18 protein-coding genes are annotated in these 25,980 nt (G+C 42.7%); 15 read left to right on the top strand and 3 right to left on the bottom strand.

Annotation, left to right across the window (positions count from 1 at the left end; genetic code table 11):
* Nucleotides 1-27 precede the first annotated feature (27 nt).
* Together ACTQ1L_RS02775 and ACTQ1L_RS02770 are read right to left on the bottom strand one after the other, a co-directional pair.
* On the bottom strand, nt 28-1,242 hold the full coding sequence (locus ACTQ1L_RS02775) for a tyrosine-type recombinase/integrase (protein ID WP_441365362.1): 1,215 nt from the start codon (nt 1,240-1,242) through the stop codon (nt 28-30).
* 14 nt (nt 1,243-1,256) lie between these two features.
* A complete protein-coding gene (locus ACTQ1L_RS02770) occupies nt 1,257-1,736 on the bottom strand; it encodes a helix-turn-helix domain-containing protein (protein WP_441365361.1) in 480 nt (159 codons plus the stop codon).
* 146 nt (nt 1,737-1,882) lie between these two features.
* Here ACTQ1L_RS02770 and ACTQ1L_RS02765 point away from each other — a divergent pair, with 146 nt between their 5' ends.
* From ACTQ1L_RS02765 to ltrA, 5 genes are all read left to right on the top strand, one after another.
* A complete protein-coding gene (locus ACTQ1L_RS02765; RefSeq protein WP_441365360.1) occupies nt 1,883-2,068 on the top strand; it encodes an ICEBs1 excisionase in 186 nt (61 codons plus the stop codon).
* 475 nt (nt 2,069-2,543) lie between these two features.
* Nucleotides 2,544-6,146, top strand: a complete 3,603-nt coding sequence (locus ACTQ1L_RS02760) for an HD domain-containing phosphohydrolase (RefSeq protein ID WP_441365359.1) — start codon at nt 2,544-2,546, stop codon at nt 6,144-6,146.
* The gene (locus tag ACTQ1L_RS02755; RefSeq protein ID WP_441365358.1) at nt 6,136-7,341 is read left to right on the top strand and encodes a BMP family ABC transporter substrate-binding protein; all 1,206 of its coding nucleotides are present in this window, start codon (nt 6,136-6,138) and stop codon (nt 7,339-7,341) included. The genes ACTQ1L_RS02760 and ACTQ1L_RS02755 overlap by 11 nt, the downstream gene beginning before the upstream one ends.
* Nucleotides 7,342-7,453: 112 nt before the next feature.
* Nucleotides 7,454-9,874: a LuxR C-terminal-related transcriptional regulator gene (locus tag ACTQ1L_RS02750; RefSeq protein ID WP_441365357.1), complete on the top strand. Its 2,421-nt coding sequence runs from the start codon at nt 7,454-7,456 to the stop codon at nt 9,872-9,874.
* Nucleotides 9,875-10,702: 828 nt separating this feature from the next.
* Nucleotides 10,703-11,614 carry a group II intron reverse transcriptase/maturase gene (gene ltrA, locus ACTQ1L_RS02745; RefSeq protein WP_441365356.1) on the top strand — a complete coding sequence of 304 codons (912 nt, stop codon included), beginning with the start codon at nt 10,703-10,705 and terminating at the stop codon, nt 11,612-11,614.
* A gap of 204 nt (nt 11,615-11,818) precedes the next feature.
* Here ltrA and ACTQ1L_RS02740 read toward each other — a convergent pair whose 3' ends face one another.
* Nucleotides 11,819-12,073, bottom strand: coding sequence for a DUF6061 family protein (locus tag ACTQ1L_RS02740; RefSeq protein ID WP_441365355.1), 255 nt, complete (start codon nt 12,071-12,073; stop codon nt 11,819-11,821).
* Nucleotides 12,074-12,664: 591 nt separating this feature from the next.
* Here ACTQ1L_RS02740 and ACTQ1L_RS02735 point away from each other — a divergent pair.
* The 10 genes from ACTQ1L_RS02735 to ppk1 all read left to right on the top strand — a co-directional run bounded on the left by ACTQ1L_RS02735 (nt 12,665) and on the right by ppk1 (nt 25,853).
* Nucleotides 12,665-12,967, top strand: a complete 303-nt coding sequence (locus ACTQ1L_RS02735) for a Dabb family protein (RefSeq protein ID WP_154268154.1) — start codon at nt 12,665-12,667, stop codon at nt 12,965-12,967.
* A 191-nt stretch (nt 12,968-13,158) separates the two neighbouring features.
* Nucleotides 13,159-14,478 (top strand): methyl-accepting chemotaxis protein, encoded by a 1,320-nt coding sequence (locus tag ACTQ1L_RS02730; protein ID WP_441365354.1) that lies wholly within the window; start codon nt 13,159-13,161, stop codon nt 14,476-14,478.
* A 181-nt stretch (nt 14,479-14,659) separates the two neighbouring features.
* Nucleotides 14,660-16,258 carry a Wadjet anti-phage system protein JetA family protein gene (locus tag ACTQ1L_RS02725; protein ID WP_441365353.1) on the top strand — a complete coding sequence of 533 codons (1,599 nt, stop codon included), beginning with the start codon at nt 14,660-14,662 and terminating at the stop codon, nt 16,256-16,258.
* Nucleotides 16,259-16,351: 93 nt separating this feature from the next.
* Complete coding sequence (locus tag ACTQ1L_RS02720) at nt 16,352-16,960, top strand: DUF4194 domain-containing protein (protein WP_441365352.1); 609 nt, start codon at nt 16,352-16,354, stop codon at nt 16,958-16,960.
* Nucleotides 16,947-20,312, top strand: coding sequence for an SbcC/MukB-like Walker B domain-containing protein (locus ACTQ1L_RS02715; protein ID WP_441365351.1), 3,366 nt, complete (start codon nt 16,947-16,949; stop codon nt 20,310-20,312). Before ACTQ1L_RS02720 ends, ACTQ1L_RS02715 begins: the two co-directional genes overlap by 14 nt.
* A 2-nt stretch (nt 20,313-20,314) precedes the next feature.
* Complete coding sequence (locus ACTQ1L_RS02710; RefSeq protein WP_321110631.1) at nt 20,315-20,779, top strand: gamma carbonic anhydrase family protein; 465 nt, start codon at nt 20,315-20,317, stop codon at nt 20,777-20,779.
* 107 nt (nt 20,780-20,886) lie between these two features.
* Nucleotides 20,887-22,281 carry an MFS transporter gene (locus tag ACTQ1L_RS02705; RefSeq protein WP_441365350.1) on the top strand — a complete coding sequence of 465 codons (1,395 nt, stop codon included), beginning with the start codon at nt 20,887-20,889 and terminating at the stop codon, nt 22,279-22,281.
* Nucleotides 22,282-22,311: 30 nt separating this feature from the next.
* Complete coding sequence (locus ACTQ1L_RS02700; protein ID WP_441365349.1) at nt 22,312-23,055, top strand: glycerophosphodiester phosphodiesterase; 744 nt, start codon at nt 22,312-22,314, stop codon at nt 23,053-23,055.
* 310 nt (nt 23,056-23,365) lie between these two features.
* A complete protein-coding gene (locus ACTQ1L_RS02695; RefSeq protein WP_441365348.1) occupies nt 23,366-23,575 on the top strand; it encodes a hypothetical protein in 210 nt (69 codons plus the stop codon).
* Nucleotides 23,576-23,777: 202 nt separating this feature from the next.
* Entirely contained in the window at nt 23,778-25,853 is a 2,076-nt protein-coding gene (ppk1, locus tag ACTQ1L_RS02690) for a polyphosphate kinase 1 (protein WP_441365374.1), read from the top strand.
* Nucleotides 25,854-25,980: the final 127 nt, after the last annotated feature.

The following is a 25,980-nucleotide window of genomic DNA, read 5'->3' as shown; positions in this document are numbered from 1 at the left end:
CCTTTGTTTACAAGGGGTTGAGCCGTTTTATATGCGTCGGTTGAAGCCGACGCATGGGTTTAAGTCATTTTTGTGGACTTGCTGTGGGCTTATTTTATCCTTTGGACTTACGGCTTTGAACCTTGTGTTCTGTGGTTTGGCTTCTTCCGATGATTCAGCCGAGGCAGCCACATCGCCTATTGCCATATTCTTTTGATGCTGGTTCTGCATCATATCCACAACTTCCTGATGCTTGTTCGGATAGAGATGTGAGTAGGTGCTTAAGGTGGTCTGTACCTTTTCGTGACCTAAGCGCTCGGATATGAGCAGTGGAGCGCATCCTAAGTTGATGAGATAGCTGGCGTGGGAGTGTCGGATATCGTGGATACGAATCTTTTTTACGCCACTTTTCTTGCAAGCCCGTGTCATTACATTGTTGATATAAGATTTGGTAAACGGGAAAACCCGATCCGTATTTTTCAGATCATAAAGCTTTGACATATAATCTTTGACTTCGTCCATTACAAAGTCCGGTATGATGATGTTCCGGATACTCTTAGGTGTCTTGGGCGGTGTTACCACATCCCGCTTTTTTATCCGCTGTAGACTTTTGGTGATGTCGAGGGTGTTTTTCTCGAAATCAAAGTCTTTCGGTGTCAAAACGAGAAATTCTCCAAAACGGATACCGGAGTAGTACAGTAGTGAAAAGGAAGCATGTGCGGTAGGATCATCTTCCATTGCAGCCAGCACCCGGTCAAATTCTTCCTTTGTCCAGAAGTTTACCACAACCTCACGTTTTCCCATTCTGCCCGCTTTGTGACAGGGATTTTCGGATAAGTTATAGTAATCTACTGCATAATTGAAAAGAGCGGTGATCATATTCTGCATCCTGTCTAAGTAGGAGTTGGAATAATTCTTTTCAATCATTTTGTTCTGCCAGGCTCTAATGTCCTTTGGCGTGATTTTGTTGATCGGCATATTCTCAAAATAAGGAAGGATGAGCTTTTCAAAGACTTGCTTTTTGCCATCAATGGTGCTTTGGCGGCATCTGTGCTTCATATCCTCAATATAAATTTCATACATAGAGCGGAAGGTCATGTCTGTGTTGCCTTTTTGCTTCCTGAGGAAATCTGCTTCCCATTCCTTGGCTTCACGCTGAAGCTTAAATCCGCGTTTCTTTATCTGCTTTTTCTTTCCGGTAAAGTCTTCATAATAGCATCTGACATACCAGGTTCCCCGTTCATCGTCTTTATAGACCGGCATATAGTGTACCTTTACTATCGAAGATCCTCGCCAAAAAGTCTGATGAGTTGTTGGAACTGTTCCTGTTGATATTTCATAACTCTTCCCAATGCTTCTTCATTGATAGGATATGTTTCCTTGTCAAAACTGATAAGATAGGAAGATGATGTACTCCCGTCATCATTTTCGATCTTACAGGGTTTGCATTCAAAATGGGAGAATTTCAACCAGATTAAGTATGCATCCAAGCTATTACCGAAATCTGTCGTTTGTGTCATCCGAACATATTCATCGCCGGATGCTACAAATCTGGATGTGTCACAGCCTAAAGCATTTGCGATTAGTTGAATCTTTCCGATGCCAGGAGTTCGATCACCCTGTTCGTATTTAGAAATGGTTCCAACTTTCAAACCGATGAGATTGGCGAGCTCCTCTTGTGATAGCCCTTTCTCTTTTCTTGCTTGTTTTAATCTGTTACCAAGTTCCTTTCGTTCTTCAAGTGTCATAATATTCATGGCTTTTACCTCCTGAGAGAATACTATCACATAATGTGATATTTTGCAATAGGAAAATCTATTGACAATTACGAAAAGTGGTAGTATAAATAATGATGAAATGAAAAACAAACACAAAGTGTGATAGTAGAAAGCGAGGTGAGAGCATGAATAAACAATATGTAACGGCAGATGAACTGGTAGAGACTTTAGGTGTCAGCAAGGGCAAAGCATATCAGATCATCAGACAGCTTAATGATGAACTGGCTGCGGAGGGATTCATCAAAATAGCCGGAATGTGTCCGAGAAAGTATTTCGAGAAGAGATATTATGGTTACGATTCGAAGGGTTAGCGTTAGCCATATTCCATAGACAAGAATATATTTAGGCTGAAAATAGTGGGGGCAAAAAGCGCCCCCATTTTAGAATAACAAGGGGTTTTAGGGGAATTTGTCCCCTAACTGGATCGCATCAGGGCAGAGATGTCTCTGATGCGTATCTAGCAGTCGCCGGGGGATAATAATCGGGGACGAGAGTTGTGGAAAAAATCTAGTGCTAAATCCTAAAGACGGATATCATAAGATTCCCTCCTGAAAAGAGGAAAATGCGTAAGACTATACTTTCGTCTAGTTCTTTTTTGAATTTGTATATGGTATAATAATTCAGATAAGATGAGGATTTTGCAAAATGTTTCCTTGATTTTGCGGGGTTATACTATCTGCATCCGGGAATTGTGCATTACGCAGATATCTCATGCAATCGGAAATACTATCTGGGCGACATAGCTTTTTACGTAAACAGAAGACAAGAACATAGAAGGAACGCGGTATGAAGCATAAGAAAGATTTTGAAACAGGTTTATTGATTGTGGTGTGCATACTCATCAATTATGTGGGAAAGATGGCTGCTGAAAGATTGGCACTACCTATTTGGATGGATTCGATTGGAACCGTTTTCTCGGCATATGTGTTTGGGCCGTTATGTGGTGCGATTGTAGGGATGACTGTCAATATGATTTACAGCCTGCATGCTCCGGTGGCATTGCTTTACAGCCTTACCAATATCTCTGTCGGTGTCACGGTAGGAATTTGCGCCAAAAAGGGCTTTTTGAGGAGTGTTTTTGGGGTGCTTTCCACTGCATTTGCTGTCACTGTTCTTTCTGTTTTCATTTCCACTCCCTTGAATTATTTTCTCGCAGACGGCTTTACCGGAAATATATGGGGAGACGGCGTATCGAAATTGCTGCAGGAGATGGGATGTCATGCTGTGATTAGCAATATCGTGGGAGAGTTTTATCTGGATTTTCTGGATAAGGTGCTCTCTCTTCTTTTGTTATATTTTGTGGTTCATCTGAATGGAGTGAGAAGAAAAAAGCGTGAGAAAGAAGCGGATATACATCAGAGGAAGGGCACCGGTGAAAAGAATAAGCACGTTGTAAACATTCTGCTTTTGTTGCCTGTGTTTTTGGTTTTTTCTGCGAATGCTACGGTTTATGCACAGAATGGTGCATCCGGCGAGAGCAAAATGCAGGCAGATTTCAGTCGTTATATCCATACTGTTTACAATGGAGAGAACGGACTGCCCGGCGGAGCATCCAATGACATCGCACAGACAAAGGATGGAGTTCTGTGGATCGGTACCTATGGCGGTCTGTATCGTTACAGTGGAAATGATTTTAAGTGGATGAATGACTTTGAAGCAGTAAAGACAGTCAATTGTCTCTATACGGATGAAGCAGGGAGATTATGGATCGGAACGAATGACAACGGAATTGCCATTTGCACCAATCAGAAAATTGTAAATGTAGTCGGTCGGGAGGATGGGCTTCCTTCAGATTCTGTCCGTTGTATCACGGAGAGCTCGGAGGGATATTATTATGCGGGCACAACAGACAGCCTGGTTGTCATGACGCTTCTCGGCGGATTGAAGGTGTATGAGACGATACCGGAAATAGTGTACGCCGACAGTATCAGCGCCGATCAAAACGGTAATGTAGCAGTGGTCACGAACGAAGGTGGCTTTTACCTATTGCATGGTACACAGATTATTTCAAGCATGACGGCGGAAAATGAAGGAGAATCCTACAACTGCTGTGCTTTTGATGAAGAGGGAAGACTGTATCTTGGCACTTCCTCAAACAGGATAGAGGTCTACGAGGTTGCCGAAAACAGAATAGAAAAGCTGTCAACGTTGATTTGTGGCAATCTGGTTGACATCAATTCCATTCATATATCGGAAGATCATGTCATATTTGTCTGTGCGGATAACGGTGTGGGGTATCTGCAGGAAAAGAAAAAATTCTGTTCTATTGATACAGGTAGTTTTAGCAACTCAATTGACCATGTGCTGATCGATTATCAGGGCAATTTGTGGTTCACCTCCTCCAGACTGGGTCTGCTTCGCATGTGTCCGTCTGTTTTTTCGGAACTCTATGAAGAAGCCGGGTTTAGTGAGAATGTGGTAAACACTGTCACCAAATGGCAGGGAAATCTATATTTTGGAACAGATAACGGGCTGGATGCAGTGAGTGTCAAGTCTTCCATTCCGAAGCACAATGCGCTCACACAGATGCTTTCGGGAGTCAGAATCCGTTGTCTGATGGTGGATTCTGCGAACCATTTGTGGATTTGCACCTCAGGGAAGGGGCTTTATGAAGTCTCTGGGGATGGCGAGGTGAAAAATTATGACAGCAAAACAGGTATGCTGGGAGATAAATTGCGTTCTGCCATAGAGACTGCGGACGGAACCATTGTGGTGTCGGGGGATTACGGAATTTCATTTATTCAGGACAAAGTAGTGTCTGACACAATCGGTTCCGCGGAAGGGCTTACAAATCCTAGGGTGCTGACATTGTATGAGTGTTCTGACGGCAGTATTCTGGCGGGAACGGATGGGAACGGCATTGCAGTGATCAAAGATGGCAAGGTGACAGGTACAATTAGGCGGGAGGATGGACTCAGTTCGGATATCATTTTGAAGATTGTCCCCAATTCTGATGACAAAGGCTTGTTTATCATAACATCAAACGGATTGTGCTACGTGCAGGAGGATCGTAATATCCGTGTGCTGGATAATTTTCCGTATTATAACAATTTTGATGTCGTTGAGGGAAACAACGGTGAATTATTCGTGCTCTGCTCAGCGGGAATCTATGTTGTAGACAAAGAAGATCTCCTTGCGGGCGGTCAGATTACCTATGAACTGTTAGACGCCAAAAAAGGGCTTCGTATCGGTCTGACACCAAATTCCTTTCCGTATATGGATGAGACTGATGAACTGTATCTGTGTGGTGACAGAGGTGTAATTTGTTTTAATCTGAATCAGTACGATATTACGGAGAGATCCTATCGTATGCTGCTTACCCAGATTGAGGTAGATGGGGAGAACTATTCCGTGGAGAAGGGAGAGCCCATTCGTATTCCGCGCGGTGCGGAAAAGATTGATATAACGCCGGAAATTGTTAATTTCTCGATTCATGATCCTGAAATCCGGATATATTTGGAAGGATTTGACCAAAAGGGGCGCAATATGCTGCAGAGCGAAATGAATCATATCATTTACACGAATCTGCCATCCGGGGAATACCGGTTCCATATTGCAGTGCTTGACAGTAAAACAGGTGGTGTAATTGCGGAAAATTCTTATCAGATTATCAAGGAGAAAGAAATCTACGATAATTGGTGGTTCCGGCTCTACATGGGAAGTGTAGCTGTATTGTTCATAGCATATCTGACATGGCTGTTCTTCCGGACTCAGATTCAGAAAACACTTCGTATGCAGCGGATGGAACTGGAGTGGACAAAGCGGCAGCTACAGATGGGCAATGAGACAATTATGACGATTGCACAGGCGGTTGATGCAAAGGACGAAAATACCAGCCAGCATTCTGTCCGGGTATCGGAATATTCTGTGATGATTGCACGCAGGCTCGGCTATGATGAAGAGGCATGTGAGCAGCTGCGCCGAACGGCAGTCCTGCATGATATCGGAAAGATCGGCATTCCGGATCGGATCCTGAATAAACCGGACAAACTGACTGACGAGGAATATGACATCATGAAATCCCATGTGGACAGAGGTGCCGAGATCCTGAAAAACTTTACGCTGATTGACCGTGTGGAGGAGGGTGTCCTATATCACCATGAACGGTATGACGGGCGCGGTTATACGCATGGACTCAAAGGCGAAGATATTCCTTTAAATGCGCGCATCATTGGAATCGCCGATGCATTTGATGCGATGACGGCCAATCGTGTTTACCGCAAAAAGCTTGATTTTACATACGTGCTTTCTGAACTGGAAAAGGGAAAAGGGACGCAGTTTGATCCAAAGCTTGTGGAAATATTGCTCGGTCTGATTGAGGATGGTACGATTGATGTCAAACAGATGTATCAGAAAAGTGACAATAAGGAGACGAAAGATGCAGACTGAGAATAAACGAATTTATGTAATTACCATTATAAGTGCAGTCGTTGTCATTTTATTGGCATTTGTGCTTCATTATTTCCTACATGGCAGGGAGGAAGGTAAGACTGTCAAAGTCGGATTTATCTATGTTGGTGATACCAGTACCGGTTATACCAACAATTTTGTCAATGCGCAGAACGCGGTAGAGAAAGCGTACGAGGACCGTGTGGAGACCATTTCCAAATTCAATGTGCCGGAGGATGAGGTGGAAGGATCATTGCAGGAGATGATTGACGCAGGCTGCAATCTCATTTTTACAACGAGCTATGGATATGGAAAAATAGCGAAGGAATATGCCGCGAAATATCCGGATATTCAGTTTTGTCAGGCAACCTGCAGCAATGCCAATGAAGAGCCGCGCCTTGCCAATTATCATACCTATATGGGGAAGATTTACCAGGGCAGATATATCAGTGGTGTTGTGGCTGGTATGAAGCTTAAGGAGCTTATCGATACGGGGAAAATTCTGCCGGAGCAGGCGAAGATCGGGTATGTCGGCGCCTATCCGTACGCGGAAGTGATTTCGGGATACACTGCCTTTTTTCTTGGTGTCCGTTCTGTAGTACCAGAGGCAACCATGGCTGTCAAGTATACCAATTCCTGGGAGGATTTTCATCTCGAAAAGCAGTGTGCGAAGCAGCTGATCGACGAGGGCTGTGTCATTATTTCACAGCATTCCGACACGATGGGGCCTGCGATGGCCTGTGAGGAGACTGAGCGCGCAAAGGTTGTCTATTATGTCAGCTACAATGAGAGTATGCGGGATATCGCACCCACTACATATCTGGTCGGTTCAAAGATTGACTGGGAACCTTATATCATGCAGGCGACAGAGGCAGTTCTTTCCGGCAAAACCATTGAGAAATGCGTAGGGGCAACAATCAACGGAAATGATGCAGGAGCGGGCTTTGAGCAAGGCTGGGTAAAGATGCTTGAGCTCAACGAGTTTGTAGCCGCAGAGGGATCGGCGCAGCGAATCGAGGAGCTGATACATGCATTTCGGCAGGACAAGGTCACTGTCTTTCAGGGAGATTATATCGGTATAGATCCCGGGCAACCGGATGACAGAATTGATCTGAGAGAAGGCTATATCGAGAATGAAACAAGTTCAGCTCCAACCTTTCACTATATTTTGCAGGATGTGATTACAATAGAGTAGGTCGCGCGTGATATATGGAGTGTGACAGGATATATCGTCTTGTCGGAAAAAAGCAAGCAGAGACAAAAGCTGTGATAATAAAAATTCAGGTTGAAGAGAAAAAGGTGATAGGATGCAAGTTTCCAGACAAGAACGATTGGAAAGCTTTGATAAAAAACATTATGTGAGACCACATCTGGCATACAATAAGATGAAACTCGCAGAAGAGAGAGGAAAGACTGTCTGGCTGTATGGTGCGACAAGTTATGGAAAGACAAGCTTCATCAATTCCTATTTTGGGAATCGTCATATTATGTATTTTTCTGCGGAACGGCTGCAGGCAGCAGATTTGATTACACCGGACCTGCTGCAAGGTACCATTGTGATTGATGATTTGCAGACCTTGCTGTATCCTGATACCTGTCAGGATATCTGGAAAGCCATAGAAAAGCTTGTCATGAGGGATGACATATGGCTTATTTTAATTTCTCGGGGAAGAATTCCGACGTGGCTGCATGGCACATTTATTAAGAAATCCTTTACGGTTATTGATGAAAAGGATTTGGAATTATCTGATGCAGAGATTAAAAAACTGATTCAGAAATGGGAGGTTCATCTTTCCCAGGAGGAGGTGGCACAGCTTAGTGCGGGTGCGCAGAACAATGCTTATTTTGTCAGTCTGACACTGGCGCATCTGTTAAAGGGAGAGGAGTATAAGACGTCTTTGCTGAAGGTGGTGCAGCAGCAGTTTTGGGATTATCTGGAGCTGCATGTCTATGAACAGTGGGAGCCACAGATGCAGGATTTTTTGCTCAAGCTTTCGATTGTGGACCGCTTTACGATTCCTATGGCCAGGATGATTACCGGAAAGAATAATGCAGAATATGTGCTGCGCCAATACATGGAGATCGGTAATTTCCTGATTGAGCATGTAGAAGGGGGCATCAGCGGAAACGATGCTGCATCTGTCACTTATGAAATGCGAAGGACACTGCTTTTATCTCTGCGCAGATGGATGCATAAAAAATATGACGAGGAGAGAATCAGAACTCTGTATTGTAATGCCGGTCTGTACTATGAGATGAACAATGAACCGCTTCTGGCACTTGAGATGTATCAGAAGGGTCATGCAAATGACAGAATGCTCTCACTGCTGGTGGAAAACGCAAGAATTGATCCGGGGTCAGGTCATTACTTTGAACTGCGCAAGTTTTATCTGGCGTTGCCAAGGGAGGATATCAGAAAAAATCCTGATCTGATGTGCGGGATGAGTATGCTCAATTCTCTGCTTCTCGATCCGGAGGAGAGCGAGTATTGGTATGGGGAACTGAAAGCGTTTGCACAGAAGCAGACAGGCAGTCTGCTGAGGTATACAAAATCTTTGATACTATATTTGGATATCGGACTGCCTCACCGTGGAACGGTTGGTCTGATTGAGATAATCAAACATGCCGGAACACTCTTACAATGCAGAAAGGTTGTTCTGCCGGAGTTTTCGGTGACTTCTAATCTGCCTTCCATGATGAATGGTGGCAAGGATTTTTGTGAGTGGTCCAAAAATGATGTACAGCTTGCTACCAGCCTTGGCAAGGTTGTACCATTCGTACTCGGAAAATATGGTAAGGGACTGGTGAATCTCGCGTTGGCTGAGAGCTTTTTTGAAAAGGGAAAAGACCGCTATGAGGTGGTTGCTTTGCTTGCAAATGGCAGAATGCAGGCTGACAGCGGGGGAAAGCTGGAACAGGTCTTTGTAGCGGATGGTCTGATGGCATGGCAGTCTGTCTTTGATGGGCAGATTGCGTGTGCGAAAGATCGATTGGAGAGTTTTTATAAAAAGGCAAAGGCGGAATGCAAGGAAAAGGTGCTGCTGAATATTGAAACGTTTCTGGTAAGACTCGAGCTTTACAGCGGGAATATTGCGGTCGCACTTCGCTGGATGGAAACAGCTCCCGATGAAAACGTAGAGTTTGTATCCTTTTACCGGTTTCATTATCTGACAAAGGTACGTATCTATCTGTGCACAGGCAAATATGAGCTTGCGGCGGAACTCCTGCAAAAGCTACTGTATTATGCCGATGTTATGAAGCGTACCTTTGTCCGTATGGAATGCTGGCTGCTGCTTGCTATTACGCAGCAGAGAATGGGCTATGACGGATGGGATGAAACATTGAAAAAGTGTCTTGATGAAGCGCAGGCGTATCATTTTGTACGGCTCGTCACAAGGGAGGCCGGGGCGGCATATAAGCTTATCAAAATGACCTCGTGGAAGCCGCAGAATAAGGATTTTTATAAGCAGCTTCTGGAGGAAGCAAGGCATATGGAGAGACTTTATCCTGCCTATCTGAAGACCGGAACGGAGGAAGTGGTGCTCAGTGAGAATGCACTGGCAATCTTAAAGCTCCAGGCAGAGGGACTTTCCGTGGCACAGATTGCCAAACGGTTACATATTCAGGAGGGAACCGTCAAATACCACAGCTCCCAGACCTACCAGAAGCTAGGCGTTAAGGGCAAATCCGGCGCAGTGGCGGAGGCCTATCGGAGAGGGCTGATATAAATCAGATTGAAAGGCGGTCATCTAAGAAGAAGCCAGCAGCTTACGGGAAGCTGTTTGGGAATTGTATAGTATCATAAAATGCTAAGCCATAGGTTTCATCTATTGCTTAGCATTTTTTTGTATGGCAGTCTTTAATAAAGCCCCCTGCTATGCAGGGGGACAACATCTGCTTTAGCTTACAGTAAAAACCTCCAATGCTATAATTACTTTGGTTCGCCAACCAAGTAAAGCAAAGGAGGTTGTCCAAATGGACATGAATAGTTTATCACATAGTGTGTCCTGAATGCTAGAGGATACTTAAAGAAATATAGTATATGAAAAGCAGTGCTTTTTATGAGATGGAAGAGGGCCTTCCGCAATCGGTGTACAGGCACAGATTGCAAAACACTCATAGGTGCTATAGTCAAAAGCTATGGTACTGAGCGTATGAGGAAAAGGAAACACAAAAGTTGTCAGTTGTGTGTCATGAAGCTGAACGAAAGTGAAGAACTGACGAAGCATCGTTAATGCTGACAAGTACAGTCGAAACCGGGAAATTGTGTGGTCGCCGGGATAAAAGTCCATAAGATACCTGTTTACTGTATGGATGGCTGTCGGTGTTGAGGTTACAGGAGCATGACATAGGCTCATGAAAGGAACAGGAGAATCCTGTGATGTTATGGAAACCGAAAAACACGAGCTAACAAATGTGCGAGTGTGAAAGTAGGGATGAACATTACAGGTGTGGAAGAATCCGTAGTAGTGTTGAAGTTTTTGTAATGAAAATGGAGCAAAGGGATTCTGTCGTCGGAACTTTTTGAAGGTAACAACCAGAAATGGGAGGATTACGTGAAGGAAGGAAAAGCATTTCACATTTCACAAAAGGAAGTCCTAAATGCTTATAAGGCAGTAAAGGCTAACAAAGGTGCTGGAGGAATAGATGGAATAGAACTGGAGGAGTTTGACAAAGATTGGAAAAACAGACTCTATGTATTGTGGAATAGGATGTCCTCTGGAAGTTATTATTCAAAACCCGTCCGAGGTGTTGAGATTCCGAAGAAAAATGGGAAAAAGAGGCTGTTGGGGATACCAACGATTGAAGACAGAGTAGCACAAATGGTACTGAGGAACAGGTTGGAGCCGTTGGTGGAGCCTATATTCCTTGATGATTCCTACGGCTATAGACCAAATAAGTCGGCATTAGATGCAATAGAAATGGCAAGAAGTAGATGCTTTAAGATGAAATGGGTCATAGAGTTTGATATTGTTGGTCTCTTTGATAATATCAGTCATGAAAAGCTATTAGAATTGGTAGAAAAACACTGTCATGAAAAGTGGGTTCTTATGTATATAGATAGATGTTTAAAAACGCCAATACTAATGCCAGACAAAACAATGAGAACGCGGAATTCAGGTACGCCACAGGGAGGAGTTATCAGTCCTGTACTGGCAAATCTTTTTATGCACTATGCGTTTGACAGTTGGATGGCATGGAAATTCCCTAAATGTCCATGGGAAAGATATGCGGATGATGGGATAATTCATTGTGTAACCAGAAAACAGGCAGAGTTTGTTCTTGATATGTTAAAAGAGCAAATGATGAGGTTTGGATTAGGTATTGATACAGAGCTGATTGTTAGAAAAAAGGAGTTAAGAGATCAGCAGAGTTTGGCGAAAACAACTGAAAAGGCAATTAAGAAAGATCCATTATTTAAACAATACTATTTAGGGAAGATGCACTTTTATCGTTTCGGTCATTAATGACTGCTGGCGAATACCAACGGAATGTTCTCGACAACATAATCCTTGAATTAAATGATGATGCTCCGGAGAGTAAGTTATTAGGAATTCAAGTAGATATAGATTTGGAAGATAAGAACAAATCGACAGGTGATATACAATAGAATAGTGATTCATTTGGTGAAGAATAGGAAGAGGACAGCCATATGAGCTATCCTCTTCATGTTAATAGCAGGAGTGGTAAAACACTTCCAAACTATCCTCCGCATCCACCCATGCCTGCATCTCGCCATCTAACGCAAGCCGGGCATATTCCAATGGATGATCAATTGCCAGAGCATTCAGGCACCGTTGAGAATTAGGAGTGGTTCGTATCCCGGATTCCGCCTGATTGCAATCAATCCGGAGGATGTAGCCGTTATAGTGGTTAATGTCGATGCTGTTATGTATCGGGTTGTATTCTGCGTGTATCAATTTCATTGTTATCAGTCCTTTCGTTTGAATTGGAGGTAAAAAGCCCATGGGCTTATTTTGGACTTGAAAAACTTTTGAAATAGATATAATACTCACAAAAAGTACCATTTTATAAAATAAAACATCACTAGAAATATCCAAAACAATACAAGTTGTGATATTAACAGTCGTGTTGCTACAGTTATCGAGTAATTATTGAACACTGAATGAGTGCGTAAGCGCGAATTTAGTGAGAAAGTCGTTCTGTGAGCGTTACGAGCAGAACTACCTTCTGATAACAAGTATAGTAAAATTAAGGCTTCCGAGAGTTTTCTCGGGAGCCTTTTTTCTGAATTTATAGAATTAAAGTGTAGGTTATTTTGGCTCTGAAAGAGATCTGTTTTTGGGAATTTATGGCCTAAAAGAATCAAATTTACAGTTAAATATGAAGTGACATTTCAAGATATTAATGCTATACTTAACCTAAATATGTAAATTACAATTAGAACTAATATTTTATTAAAAACGTAACTATTCAGAACCGCAGAGAACAAAAAAGCGGGTGAGACCTATAGTTACTATCAAATTTAAACTTGGATAAAACGCAGGAGGCACACAATGGTTAAACACATTATTTTATGGACACTCAAGGATGAGTACACAGAGGCACAGAAGACTGAAATACGCGCTGGTATAAAGGAAGGCCTGGAGGGGCTTAAGGGACAGATTCCGGGAATGATTGACATTTCTGTGCGCACAGATTATCTTCCGACTTCCACTGTAGATGTGATGCTTGATACTACATTTGAGGATGCTGATGCACTTGCAGCGTATGCAAAGAATCCTAAGCATGTTGCAGTGGCGGATACCAAGGTGAGACCATTTACGGCAAATAGGGCATGTATGGATTTCGAGGTGTAATAAGCGGCAAATTAGTGTATTTGACTATAAAATGAACTAAAAATTTGTTGATTTGTCAAAAATGTCGAAAATTGTCAAATTATCGTTGAAATAGTACTATGGTAATGGTATAATAATTACACTGTTAAAGGACGTGTAAAGATATCAAAGACAAATTGAAGAGATATCAGGACGAGAAAGGGAGAATACATATGGGTGAGCAGACAGAAAGCAAGATAAAAGAAATGCCGCTTCAGGAAAGACTTAAGTATGGCTATGGTAGGATTTTGAGGATGCTTCATATTTCGGGAGGCATCTCTATTGTTGCAATGTTATTATTGTATTTTGGTGGAGCATCCAGAATATTTGGAAATGGGAGTGGCATAGTTGCTACGTTTTTTTTGGTAGTTGGTCTGGTTAATATTATTTTATTTGGAATTGTATCTACAATTATAGCCAAAAATACAGGCAATGAGGTTATAGATTCAGTACTGGAGCCGCTTCAGCAGATTGAAACTGTCGCAGGTGAGCTGGTTCAGGGAAAGCTCCACAGCAATCTGGAGTATCATTCAGATGACGAGATTGGCAGACTGGCACATGATATCAGAAAGTCTTTGAAGACTCTTGGTACATATATTGACGATATTGATGAGACTATGAAGCAGTTTGCTGATGGCAATTTCAGATTCCAGCCACAGATTGACTGGAAAGGTGATTTTGCCGGAATCAAGGAATCTATAATTGCTTTTGCTGATAGCATGGCAGATACTGTAAATGGTATTCAGAATGCCGCAAATGAGGTTTCCAATGGTGCTGAGCAGGTTGCAGCAAGCTCAAGTGATCTGGCACAGGGGGCTACAGATCAGGCAGCAGTTGTTGAGGAGCTTACGGCAACAATTACATCTGTGGCTGAACAGGTTGCTGAGAATGCAGAGCATGCCAAGGAAATAAGCCAGAGGGTGGACGGACTTGGAACTGAGATTATGGACAGCAACGGACAGATGCATGAAATGGTTACATCCATGAATGAAATTAACGAGGCTTCACAGGAAATCGGTAAGATTATCGCCACAATCAATGAGATTGCTTCCCAGACAAACCTTCTCGCACTCAATGCTTCAATTGAGGCAGCAAGAGCAGGTGAGGCGGGAAAGGGCTTTGCAGTTGTTGCAGATCAGGTTACAGTACTTGCAGAGCAGAGTGCTAACGCGGCAAAGGAGTCAGCAGCGCTTATAGAGTCATCTGTCAGAGCGGTTGAAAAGGGTATGGTTATTGCAGGCAAGACAGCTTCACAGCTTGAGGAGGTTGCCGGTAATTCCAAGACTATCACTGAGGAGGTTAACGGAATTGCTGAGACACTTGATAACCAGACCAGTGTCATCAACCAGATTAATAAGGGTATTGAGCAGATTAATGATGTGGTACAGACTAACTCAGCTTCTTCACAGGAGTGCGCAGCAGCCAGCCAGGAGATGAGCAGTGAGGCTGAAAATCTTAATAATCTCATTCGTCATTTGCAGGTAGCAGACTAATGCAATTAGATTTGTATAATAAGTTTTATAGAATAAGCTTTATAGAATAAAGTTAGCAGAATAATTTTAGCAGAATAAGGTTTACAAGAAAAAACACAAAAATAAAATGTTACATACTATATCCCCACGTTTATTGTCATGTGTATGGCGAAAAACATGGGGATATGTTATTATATAGATTATGATACTTAAAGATAGAATACCAAAAGAATTTTATAGTTTATTCCGCACAAAGAATATGGATGCATATGTTCGTATTATTGTTGCGATTTATGAGGAGAATAATGAGGTCTATGCTTCGTTTGGACTGACACGGGAGGAGTGCTTTGCGATTATCGAGGATACCATCGAGGCCGCAGGCATTGTGTGGCAGGAGGATGAGACTGAGAATGCAGGTTTTGCCGGTGATGAAGATGATAACGTAGATGTAAATGCAGATGATAACGTAGGCGTAAATGAACATGATAATGCAGATGGAAATGCAGGCGCAAATGCACATGATAATGCAGATGGAAATGCGGGCGTAAATGCACATGACAACATAGGCAGAAATTCATATGATAATGCAGGTCAGAGCTCGAACGAGAATATACAGCAGAGCTTTATATATAATATGAGCTCATCTGCAATTTTGAACCGCCTGATAAGATGGGGATGGCTTTTAAGTGATTTTGATGAGAGGCTGAATACATATGTGATTTCATTCCCAGAGTACAGTCAGATGTATGCAGAGCTTTTTAAAAGGCTTTTTACAGATGATGACAGCAGGGAGCGGGAGAGCATTCTGTCTATTTACAGTGCGCTTTTCACATATTACTCGGATCCTGAAAAGAATAATGATATTTTGAAGAGTGCACTGTATACGTCAAAAAATCTCGGACAGCTATTATCCAATATGCAAAACGGTATGAGGTCTTATTTTGATGAGCTTTCACGCATGACGGATTTTTTAGGTATACAGCAGGTGCTGATTGAGGAAATAAACAACAGTGACAGCAAAAAGTATGCAATTTTAACTACCTCAGACAGCTTTTACAGATATAAGGAGGCTGTAAAGGAGCTTATTTGCAAGATTCTTAATCAAAACGATGATAAGAAGGAGTACCTTGAGGCTGCGCTGCAACGGACCGCTTTGGGCACATTTGACAGAAAACGTCTGGAGTACAGTCTTATGTACTGTGAGAAAGCAGGCAGGCTTGTATACAGGGTGGAGAGAGAGTTTGATCTGATTGAACGCAAATATAATAAGCTGATTGAACAGAAGACGGTCTTTGCAAAGAGAGCGCTTGCAAGAATACATTATATTTTGCAGGAGGGAGCAGACGAGGAGGATAATATTCTCAGGCTTATAAATATTCTTAACAATGATAAAGCAAACCGGGTGCTTGATGAGCTGAGTGACAGAATGTATTTTACAAAGCAGTTTTGCAATGTTACGGATGACAGCTTTCCGGGAAGAAGAGAGCACTCAGCAGGGGAGTTTGTACCGTTTGTCATTGAGGCATCGGGGAATGCGAAGGGTGATATGGCAGATTTTGTTCCGAAACCGCTGTATACCAAAAAGGAGCTGGGCAGTTTCAGGAGTAAGAACACAAAGGATGGCAGATTTGTGGCGGATGAGCACACGGTTCAAAGTATTGAGGATTTGGAAAAGCTTTTGTTTTTATGGCAGGAAGAAACCAACGAGCGTCTGGGCGATGATACGGTAAGTCTCGATGGTGAGATAACGAAAGAGGATGGGGTCAGCTATTCTAAGCTTGTTATAAACAGTAATAAGTAATAGGTATAGGTATAGTGAGTTTTTGTAAATGTATATGTATATGTATATGGGAAGTTTTGAATAGTATCAAAGAAATAACAGAAAGAGAGCACTATGTTCGAATATATGGAAAATGTCTCGCAGAACGAGGCTGAAAATATAAAAAAAACAATACAGGATCTGTTCAGACAGACTTGTATTTTACAGATGAAGTGTGACCCGGTCACGATGATTCAAAGGGACAATCCAAGATATCAGGTATGTCTCAGAAACAGGGAGTTTATTGAGGATTATTTGTCTGTGCTAGGCTGTGAGCTGATTCACGATCCGCAGGAGCATATTTTCAGGATTGCCGGAGACGGTGTGATTCTTGAGAAAATGACACTTATGACGGCAAGGCTTGTCATTATTTTAAAGCTGATATATCGAGACCGGATAATGGGAGAGGGCCTTAGAGCCACTACTACAAATATGGCAGAAATCAGAGAGTATGGCAGGAATACAAATCTTGTTACAAGAAAGCTCACAAATCAGGAATGGACAGATGCTCTTTTACTCATGAAGACACATCAGATGATAGAGATTCCCGGAGCCATTGCGAATCTGGAGGATGATACACCGATTTATATTTATGGAACAGTCAATATTTTCTGTTCAGCGATGGATATAAATGAGCTTGTGCGAAAGTATGGCGATGAGGAGGCAGCAATTGAGTCAGTCTAAGAAAATTTTTACCGGAATGTGTCTTAATAATTGGGGTGGAATTAACCACCGGATTTTACAATTTAATGAGTATGTTAATCTGTTCAGCGGAAAGAGCGGCTCGGGAAAATCGACAGTCATGGATGCAATACAGGTTATCCTTTACGGCAGCTTCAGTCCATCTTTTTTGAACAAGGCTGCTGACGATGCAAAAAACAGGAGAAGCGTTCTGAGCTATCTGCGTGGAGAGCAGAAGGATGGCTCAGCAAACAGGGAGGGCTGTGATTTCTGTTCTGTTATTGCACTTGAAATCATGGACACAGGAAGCAACACTGCTACCTGTATAGGAATTGCCTTTGAGGTCAGAAAAAACGATTCGGAAATAAAGAAGTTTGTTTATTTCAGCCATTCAGGGAGTATGCCTGAATCCGGCTACGTGACAGAGAATGGATTTTGTTATTCAAATCAGGATATAAGAAAGCTTGTAAAAGAACGGTCACAGAACGATACCGGCAGGGGAAAGGGCGATGTGAACAGGATTTATGCTTCAAAGGAGGCATATCTTGGTGCATTGTATGATGTGATTCTTGGCTACATTGATCCGAATCGCTTTATCACAATGGAAAAAAGTGCTATTGCGCTCAAAATGACAAACGGAACAGCCCAGTTTATACGTGATTATATGTTTCCTAAGAGTGATTCGGGTACCATAGAGACCATCAGTGAACAGCTTGATGTCTACAGACAGATTAAGGACAAAATCGAGGATATGCGCAGGCGTATCGAGCTTTTGAGGGAAATAAAGGCTTCAGGAAGAGAGCTTGTGCGTGTTCAGACGGATATTGTAATGGCACAGGCAATGATAAGATGCATAGATATTGAGGACATGAGAGCGAAGATTGCGGCTGCAGAGGATGACAAGCTGCGCATAGAGACCGAGCAGCTAAAGCTTCAGGAAAAGGCGCAGGAACTTTCTATTGAACAAAAAAAGCTGCAGAATGAGTATATTCAGGTTAGTGCTGACTTAAAGTCCGGTGATCTCGGAAGTAAAAAGGAACAGCTCAAGGAGTTGAAAAAACGAAGTCTTATGCTCACAGATAACAGCCGTCAGTGGATTAAAATCACGAGTGGTCTCAAGTGCTGGGAGGATGATGAGGTAATCACCGACTACGTCAGCAATAAAGCGCTGAATCTGATTGATGAAATTACTGATGGGAACATCACGGAGGAAAACTGTGAACAGCTTCATCTGAAGCTTGAGTCTGTCAAGCAGACAGTTGAGGATGAGATTGAGGATATCACTTCAAAGAAAAATGAGATTGTAAGAGCACTCAGGGAGAGGGAACGTCTGGTTGATGATATGAAGAACAACCGCAAGTCCTACAAAGAAAGTCTGCGTTCAGCACGAGCTGCTTTACAGAGGGCACTTAGTGACAGGTTTGGTGAGACCGTAAGGGTACATATATTTGCGGATATGTTTGACGTGACGGATGAGGAGTGGAAAAATGCAATTGAGGGCAGGATGGGAAGGCTCAAGTTTTCCCTTATCACGGAGCCTCGTTATGCGAATACCGCAGCGTCTGTCTTTAGAGACATGAAGCAGTTTGAAGAGGTTGACTTAATCAATTCAGGTGCTATTTTGGATAGTGCGCCAAAGGCAATGGATAATTCACTTTATGAGGCGGTAAGCACAAATGAAAAATATGTGGATGCATGTCTGAAAAGATATCTCGGACACATAATAAAGTGCCACTCAGTGGATGAGCTTGGTCAGGTGAAGGATGGTGTGACACCGGATTGTTATTCATACAGCAATTTCATATTCAGGCATCTCAAAAAACGCGATTATACGGCAAATGCCTGCATTGGAGGCAAGGTATCAAAGGCACGGCTTGCAGAGTACGAGGCTGATGTGGAGAAGCTTGGAGCTGAACAGGTAGAGCTTATGACTGCAATACAGGAGCTCAAGGCACAGCGTGATTTTGAATGCTTAAAGGGAGAGCCGGAGTATTATGTGGGGCTTTCTAAGGCAAGTGATGAGCTTGAGCTTGTGAATGCGCAAAAGCGGGAGCTTGACGAGGTTATCAGGACTCTTGAGGAAGGCCAGTACAAAGAGCTGAAGGCAAAGAAGGAGCTTCTTGAGAAGCGCAAGGAAGAGCTTGAGCGAGCCCAGAAAGAAAATCGCAGGCAGATGGATGAAATGATTCGACAGCATGAAAAAATAAGTGGCGTGAATGAACAACGAGGTATTCAGCTTGAGGAGCTGCTTAACGGCTATGTGTCAAATGCAGAGCTTGAGTCACAGGTGCATGAGCAGATGAAGAATGCATCGGGTCAGTCTGTAAAAAATAAACAGAGGCAGAAGCTTGTCAGCTTACAGGGGGCTGACGGAAACGGCGGTATGCAGCAGGCATGTGTTGAGTCACTGCAGGCAGCGCGATATAAGTATTTGAAGGAATTTCCGTCGGGACAGTTTAGTGGAGTTGAAAAATCAAATGAGGCATATGAGGCACTTTTGGACAAATATGAGACTGATTATGAGCCGGAATATGAGAAGGAATTTGATAAGCAGTGTGATTTTATTTATCGAAGCCTAAGAGAAAATGTGATAGCTACAATCCACGGTGATATCAAGGCTGCAAAGCGTCATGCCTATGAGATAAACAGGCTTCTCAGGGAGACTAATTTCTCTGACAGCACGTATCAGATTAAGATTGAGCCGGCAAAGAATGAAAACGGCCAGTTCTATGATATGCTTATGGCGGAGGAGCTGGACAGCAAAAATCTGGATAATGGCGGAATAGACGGACAGATAAGCTTTGGTGAGGATGATTTTTATAAGAAATATGAGCAGAAAATTAAACTTTTGACAGAAAAATTCATGCCGCCAAAGGATGAGGATGAGCATCTGCGCATGCAGAAGCGCAAGGAAATGGAGCAGTATGCGGATTACCGCAATTATCTGTCATTCAGCATGTATGAGCAGGTTACGGACGAAAACGGCCATGTTATCAGGGAGAACTATGTAGATGACATGGCAGGACGTGATTCGGGCGGAGAGGGACAGAACCCTAAGTACGTTGCGCTTCTCGCGGGCTTTGCGATGCTTTATATGCAGCAGAGCAATCGTGATTCAAAGATTAAGCTGGTGCTTTTAGATGAGGCATTTTCCAAGATGGATCAGGAGCGAAGTGCGGTATGTCTCAAGTATGCCAGAAAGATGGATTTGCAGCTGATTGTCTGTGTACCGGATGAACGTCTGCAGTCGCTTATCCGAAATGTGGACTGTGTCTATGGCTTCAGGCGGCATAATAATCAGATTTCTATGATGCATATAGACAAGGGCGATTATCTGAAATTGATGGAGGGATAGATATGGCATATTATATAGCAGAAGGTGCCGTTGTTAAGGGACAGGTGACAATGGCTGACGGAGCAAGCGTATGGTATAATGCAACTGTAAGAGGCGATTCAGAACCGATAGAAATAGGCAGAAATTCGAATATACAGGACAATGCGGTGGTACATGTGGACTTAAGCCACAGCGTCAGAATAGGTGACAATGTGACAATAGGGCACAGCGCAATTGTTCACGGGTGTACTATAGGTGATAATACACTCATCGGCATGGGAGCTATCGTATTAAATGGAGCAAGGATTGGTAAAAACTGCATAATAGGTGCGGGCGCTCTTGTCACCCAGGGCACCGATATTCCTGACGGAAGCCTCGCATTTGGTTCTCCGGCAAAGGTAGTCAGGCCACTGACAGATGAAGAGATAGCAGAGAATCATCGCAATGCCATGCATTATGTGGAGATTGCGAGGAAGTCGCTGGTTTAATATTGGATGGATTATTTACATAAACTTTGCTAATGGGTGGTAGTGGATTTTACATAAAAAAAATAAAATCGTAATCTGGGACATACAAAACAGGGAAGGTATAATTTATGAAAGCAAAAGAAAACAATACACAAAAGAAAACCAAAAAGCTCTCATCAAAGGAGCTCTCATGGGTATTATATGATGTGGGAAATTCCGCATACACACTGCTTGCGTGTGCGCTCATACCGATATGGTATAAAAGCCTTGCCGTTGGAGATGGCGCGGGGCAGATTTCATCTGACAGGGCGACTGCATATTATGCGGTGGCAATAGCTGTGATGACGGTTGTATCAGCACTTATCGGGCCTGTCTGTGGCGCGATAGCAGACCATATGCGCATCAAAAAGGCTATTTTTTCCACGACAGTGGTTGTAGGAGTGTCGGCATGTATACTTAACGGTTTTACACCCACATGGGTGCTGTTTCTTGTTATCTATGTGCTTACAAAGATATTTTACAATGCATCGCTGGTATTTTATGACTCAATGCTTGTCGATGTGACGACAAAGGATAGAATGGACGAGGTGTCTTCTTACGGCTATGCCTGGGGATATCTGGGCTCGTGTGTGCCGTTTCTCGTTTCATTGGCAGCGTATATCTGTGGACCGGATATGCTTGGATATATATCAAACCGCCTGTCAATGATAATTGGCTTTGCGATTACCGGAATCTGGTGGTTTGTTGTTACAATTCCACTGTTTAAGAGCTATAAACAGATGAATTATGTATCGGATGCGGCAGACAAAGATATTCATAAGAATTTTGAAAATGATGTATTTATAAGAGACAATATCAAAGAGAAAAGCAAAACAAACAAAAATCCGGGAGTCCTAAGACTCATAGCTGACGCATTTGCACAGATTTTTGGAACAATCAAAAAAATAGCTACAAAAGATAAAAAAGTAGGTCTGTTTTTAGTCGCTTTTTTCCTTTACATAGATGGTGTAGGTACTATAATAGATAATTGTATAAACATAGGAACTGATTTAAAGCTTGATTCAGTGGGACAGGTAGTGTTTTTACTTTTCACACAGGTAGTGGCATGTATTGGTTCACTTGTCTTTGGAAAATTGTCACAGAAATACAAAACTACAACGCTTTTGTATGTCTGCATTGCGGGATATTTTGCAATTTGTCTGTATGCACTTACACTGCATGATCTGATTGGCTTTGGAATCATGGCATTTGGTGTGGGATGCTTCCAGGGCTCATTGCAGGCTCTGTCACGCTCATATTTTTCAAAGATTATTCCTCCTGAAAACTCGGGAGAATATTTTGGAATCTATGACATTTTTGCAAAGGGAGCTTCGTTTTTAGGCTCGATTGTCATAGCGGCAGTAAAGCTTGCAGGTGGCACGATAAATGTGGCGGTTGCAACTATGGCGATATTCTTTGCAGTGGGATTTGTATTTTTAAGGCTTGCAGACAGATATGATGCACCGAGGCATGAAAATAACTAAAATAAAAAGCAACGAAAGAAGGCTCAAAGCATGATAAACACAGAGGGAACAAAGGTCTGGGCACACAGAGGAGCATCCGGATATGTACCGGAGAACACACTTGAGGCATTCAAGAAGGCAGAAGAGATGAAGGCTGACGGGGTGGAGCTTGATGTACAGCTTACAAAGGATGGAGAGCTCGTGGTCATACACGATGAGACAGTGGATAGAGTGAGTGGAGAGAAGGGCTTTGTAAAGGACTATACACTCAAGGAACTGAAGCAGCTCAATGTGTCAAAGCACATGCCATCCTATGACAAGAAGACATGTATTCCAACACTCGATGAGGTGTTTGATTTGCTCAAAAACACAGAGATGACCATAAATATTGAACTCAAAAATGGTATCGTACAGTACAAAAATCTGGAGAAAAAGGTGCTGGCGCTCGTGGAAGAGTATGATATGCTTGACAGAATCTGGTGCTCATCATTCAATCACGAGTCGATTGTGCGCATGAAAAAGCTTTGCCCTGATATGAGATGCGGTCTGCTTTTTTCTGACATTATAGTAAATCCGGCAGAGTATGCCGGTGAGCTTCATGTAGATGCGCTTCATCCGGCAACCTACCATATGCAGGATGAAAACTACATCGACAAGGCTCATGGAAGAGGCCTTAGAGCTCATGTATGGACTGTAAACGAAAAGCATGAGATGAAGGTACTTGTCAAGGCAGAAGCAGATGCAATTATCACAAATTATCCGGATATTGCCGTAGAAATAGTTAAAAATGCCTAAAAGATATATAAAATGCACACAAAATTAATTTATGTAAAGCTGAATAAAGAATTGTAAAGTTTTTATCTTAATTTTACATAACTGTGTTTTGGACTTTACATTAGCTTGATATTATTAACTTGTTGAATAGTTATTGATTAATTTTAATCATTTATCATGCTAATGGAGAGATTAGGTTGAAAAAGAAATTACTAAAGAAAACGGTCGTCATAGGAATGATGGCAACGATGATAACAGGCTGTTCACAAGAGGTACAAACTACCCATGTGGACAGCCTTAATTCGTAGAAAAACACGTCACCGGGATGGTAATGCAGCTTGCTGCAAAGGAAACACTCAGATGTACTGATATTGTTGAAGAAATGTTTGTAAATTTGCATGAATGTATTGACAAAAAAGCCAAAAATATCGAAAATGAACTTAAGAGTGCACGGACATTGCAGAAGCATTATGTGCTGTGCGGTATAGCGAGAATTGGAATATTATCAGATGATATCAACGGTGAGGTAAATATTGCATAGGGAAAGAGTTTTGAAAGCACTTGCGGAGCTGCTTGTCGGAGTGGAAAATAAGCTTCATCTGGCAGACAGAAGGAGACGCCGGGAGGACAAGCTGATAGAGCGGGCAAGGCTGCTTGAAATGCAGCGTGCACAAAATAAAACGAACTTAAAAGACGCAGACGCGAATGGAAAAATATCATATAGAATAGGAGCATATATGCAGATGAAAAAACTGGAAGAATTTTACACAAACAGGGAGCTGTCATGGTTACAGTTCAATGAGCGAGTATTAAATGAGGCGGGCAATCCAAGAGTACCGCTTGCAGAGAGACTGACCTTTGCATCAATCTACCAGACAAATCTGGATGAGTTTTTCATGGTCAGAGTCGGATCACTCATGATGCAGATGAATTCAAAGGAAAAGATTTTTGAGAACAAGACAAAGATGTCGAGTGAGGAGCAGGTATCGGCAATCCTTGACAGAGTATGCGAGCTTGAGAAGAAAAAAGCAAGGATTTACGAGCAGCTTATGGGCGAGCTTGAGCCAAAGGGCGTGCGCATAATCAATTTCAACAAGCTGTCAAAGGATGAGGGTGATTTACTGGAGGCATATTTTGATGCACACATTGCACCTTTCCTCTCTCCGATGATTATAGGAAAGCAGCAGCCGTTCCCGCTCCTTGCCAACAAACAGCTCTATGCTGTAGTGCTTTTAACCACGCAGAAGGGAAAGAAAAAGACAGGTATCGTGCCATGCTCAAACAGCGTATTCAAGCGTCTGATTGAGATACCTACAAGACCGGGCACATTTATGCTGTCAGAAGAACTTATTTTACACTTTGTATCAAAGCTCTATCCAAAGTATGTAATCCGTGAGAAATCAATCATGCGTGTGACACGTAATGCGGATATCGATGCGCAGAGCATGTATGATGAGGATATGGATTATCGTAACATGATGGAGGAGCTCATCAAGAAGAGAGTGCGCCTTGACCCTGTAAGAGTCGAGCTTTCAAGAAAAATCAACCGCAAGGCGATTGACGAGCTCTCGAGCTTCCTTGAGATTGGCAAAAAGCATTTTATCAGTGTAAAAACACCGCTTGATATGTCATTCGTATTCCAGCTTCAGCACTATCTGCGAGACAAGCAGGAGCTTTTCTTTGAGAAGCGTACACCGCGTGACACACCTGAGCTTTCGCTCAAGGAGAGTATACTTGGACAGGTTGAGAAAAAGGATGTGCTTCTTTCATATCCGTTTGAGAGCATGAAGCCGTTTATCAAGATGCTTAACGATGCAGCAGAGGATACTGATGTGGTTTCCATCAAGATGACACTATACAGAGTGGCAGACAAGAGCCAGATTATCGATGCACTTATAGAGGCCGCAGAAAACGGCAAGGAGGTTATCGTGCTTGTCGAGCTGCGTGCGAGGTTTGATGAGGCTAACAACATAGAGATGTCACACCGCCTTGAGGACGCAGGCTGTCAGATACTTTACGGACTTGGTGATTACAAGGTCCACTCAAAGCTCTGCCTCATCACAAAGAAAAAGGGCGATGGCTTTGAGTACATCACTCAGATTGGTACAGGAAACTACAACGAGAAGACCTCGCGTCTTTACACAGATTTATCCCTCATCACTGCAAACCAGGAGATAGGAGCAGATGCATCAAGGGTGTTTATGGCGCTTCAGAGAGGTGAGACTGTTTCGGACGGAGATGTAAAACATCTGCTTGTTGCTCCAAAATGCCTGCAGAATAAGATTGTTGACATGATTGATGAGCAGATTGCCAATAAGAATGCAGGGAAACCGGCATACATCGGAGTTAAGATTAACTCTCTCACTGACAAAGTGCTTATAGACAAGCTTATCGATGCATCACAGGCAGGCGTGAAGGTAGAGCTTATTGTCAGAGGAATCTGCTGTGTGAAGCCTCAGGTTGAGGGCGCCACAGAAAATATCACTGTAATAAGTGTTGTAGGAAGATATCTTGAGCATTCACGTATATACAGATTTGGTGTGGGCGATGATGAGAAGATTTATATTGCATCAGCAGATTTTATGACCAGAAACACCGTAAGACGTGTGGAGGTTGCAACACCTGTATATGATGCACATGCTAAGGACAAAATCCGCCATATCTTTGATACGATCATGACAGATGATGAGAAGGGCAAGGAGCTTCGCGCTGATGGCGAGTATGTGGACAGAAAGATAAACAGCACACCTGTAGATTCACAGGAGCAGTTCTTTGAGGAAGCATACAAGAATTCAGATAAGAGTGTGGACAATCAGTAAAAATGAGATAGCTTTATGCAGGCGGTATTAGTTTTGCCTGTTTGAGATTTGAAAAGACTATGAATAGTTACTAAATTTTAAATAAAAGCTGCTACATACATGGATAAGTGTATGCAGCAGCTTTTAT

Origin of the sequence: Agathobacter sp. LCP21S3_B2 (genome assembly GCF_052118705.1) — a bacterium.
In the GTDB taxonomy this organism is placed as follows: Bacteria; Bacillota; Clostridia; order Lachnospirales; family Lachnospiraceae; genus Roseburia.
This window is presented reverse-complemented; position numbering and strand designations above follow the sequence as displayed.

Excerpts from the sequence above, each read along its gene's own strand:
- ACTQ1L_RS02740 (WP_441365355.1), bottom strand. The coding sequence starts at position 12,073 with ATGAAATTGATACACGCAGAATACAACCCGATACATAACAGCATCGAC.
- ACTQ1L_RS02750 (WP_441365357.1), top strand. The coding sequence starts at position 7,454 with ATGCAAGTTTCCAGACAAGAACGATTGGAAAGCTTTGATAAAAAACAT.
- ACTQ1L_RS02730 (WP_441365354.1), top strand. The coding sequence starts at position 13,159 with ATGGGTGAGCAGACAGAAAGCAAGATAAAAGAAATGCCGCTTCAGGAA.
- ACTQ1L_RS02755 (WP_441365358.1), top strand. The coding sequence starts at position 6,136 with ATGCAGACTGAGAATAAACGAATTTATGTAATTACCATTATAAGTGCA.
- ACTQ1L_RS02710 (WP_321110631.1), top strand. The coding sequence starts at position 20,315 with ATGGCATATTATATAGCAGAAGGTGCCGTTGTTAAGGGACAGGTGACA.
- ACTQ1L_RS02720 (WP_441365352.1), top strand. The coding sequence starts at position 16,352 with ATGTTCGAATATATGGAAAATGTCTCGCAGAACGAGGCTGAAAATATA.
- ACTQ1L_RS02735 (WP_154268154.1), top strand. The coding sequence starts at position 12,665 with ATGGTTAAACACATTATTTTATGGACACTCAAGGATGAGTACACAGAG.
- ACTQ1L_RS02775 (WP_441365362.1), bottom strand. The coding sequence starts at position 1,242 with ATGCCGGTCTATAAAGACGATGAACGGGGAACCTGGTATGTCAGATGC.
- ACTQ1L_RS02695 (WP_441365348.1), top strand. The coding sequence starts at position 23,366 with ATGCAGCTTGCTGCAAAGGAAACACTCAGATGTACTGATATTGTTGAA.
- ACTQ1L_RS02700 (WP_441365349.1), top strand. The coding sequence starts at position 22,312 with ATGATAAACACAGAGGGAACAAAGGTCTGGGCACACAGAGGAGCATCC.
- ppk1 (WP_441365374.1), top strand. The coding sequence starts at position 23,778 with ATGAAAAAACTGGAAGAATTTTACACAAACAGGGAGCTGTCATGGTTA.
- ACTQ1L_RS02760 (WP_441365359.1), top strand. The coding sequence starts at position 2,544 with ATGAAGCATAAGAAAGATTTTGAAACAGGTTTATTGATTGTGGTGTGC.
- ACTQ1L_RS02725 (WP_441365353.1), top strand. The coding sequence starts at position 14,660 with ATGATACTTAAAGATAGAATACCAAAAGAATTTTATAGTTTATTCCGC.
- ACTQ1L_RS02765 (WP_441365360.1), top strand. The coding sequence starts at position 1,883 with ATGAATAAACAATATGTAACGGCAGATGAACTGGTAGAGACTTTAGGT.
- ACTQ1L_RS02770 (WP_441365361.1), bottom strand. The coding sequence starts at position 1,736 with ATGAATATTATGACACTTGAAGAACGAAAGGAACTTGGTAACAGATTA.
- ACTQ1L_RS02705 (WP_441365350.1), top strand. The coding sequence starts at position 20,887 with ATGAAAGCAAAAGAAAACAATACACAAAAGAAAACCAAAAAGCTCTCA.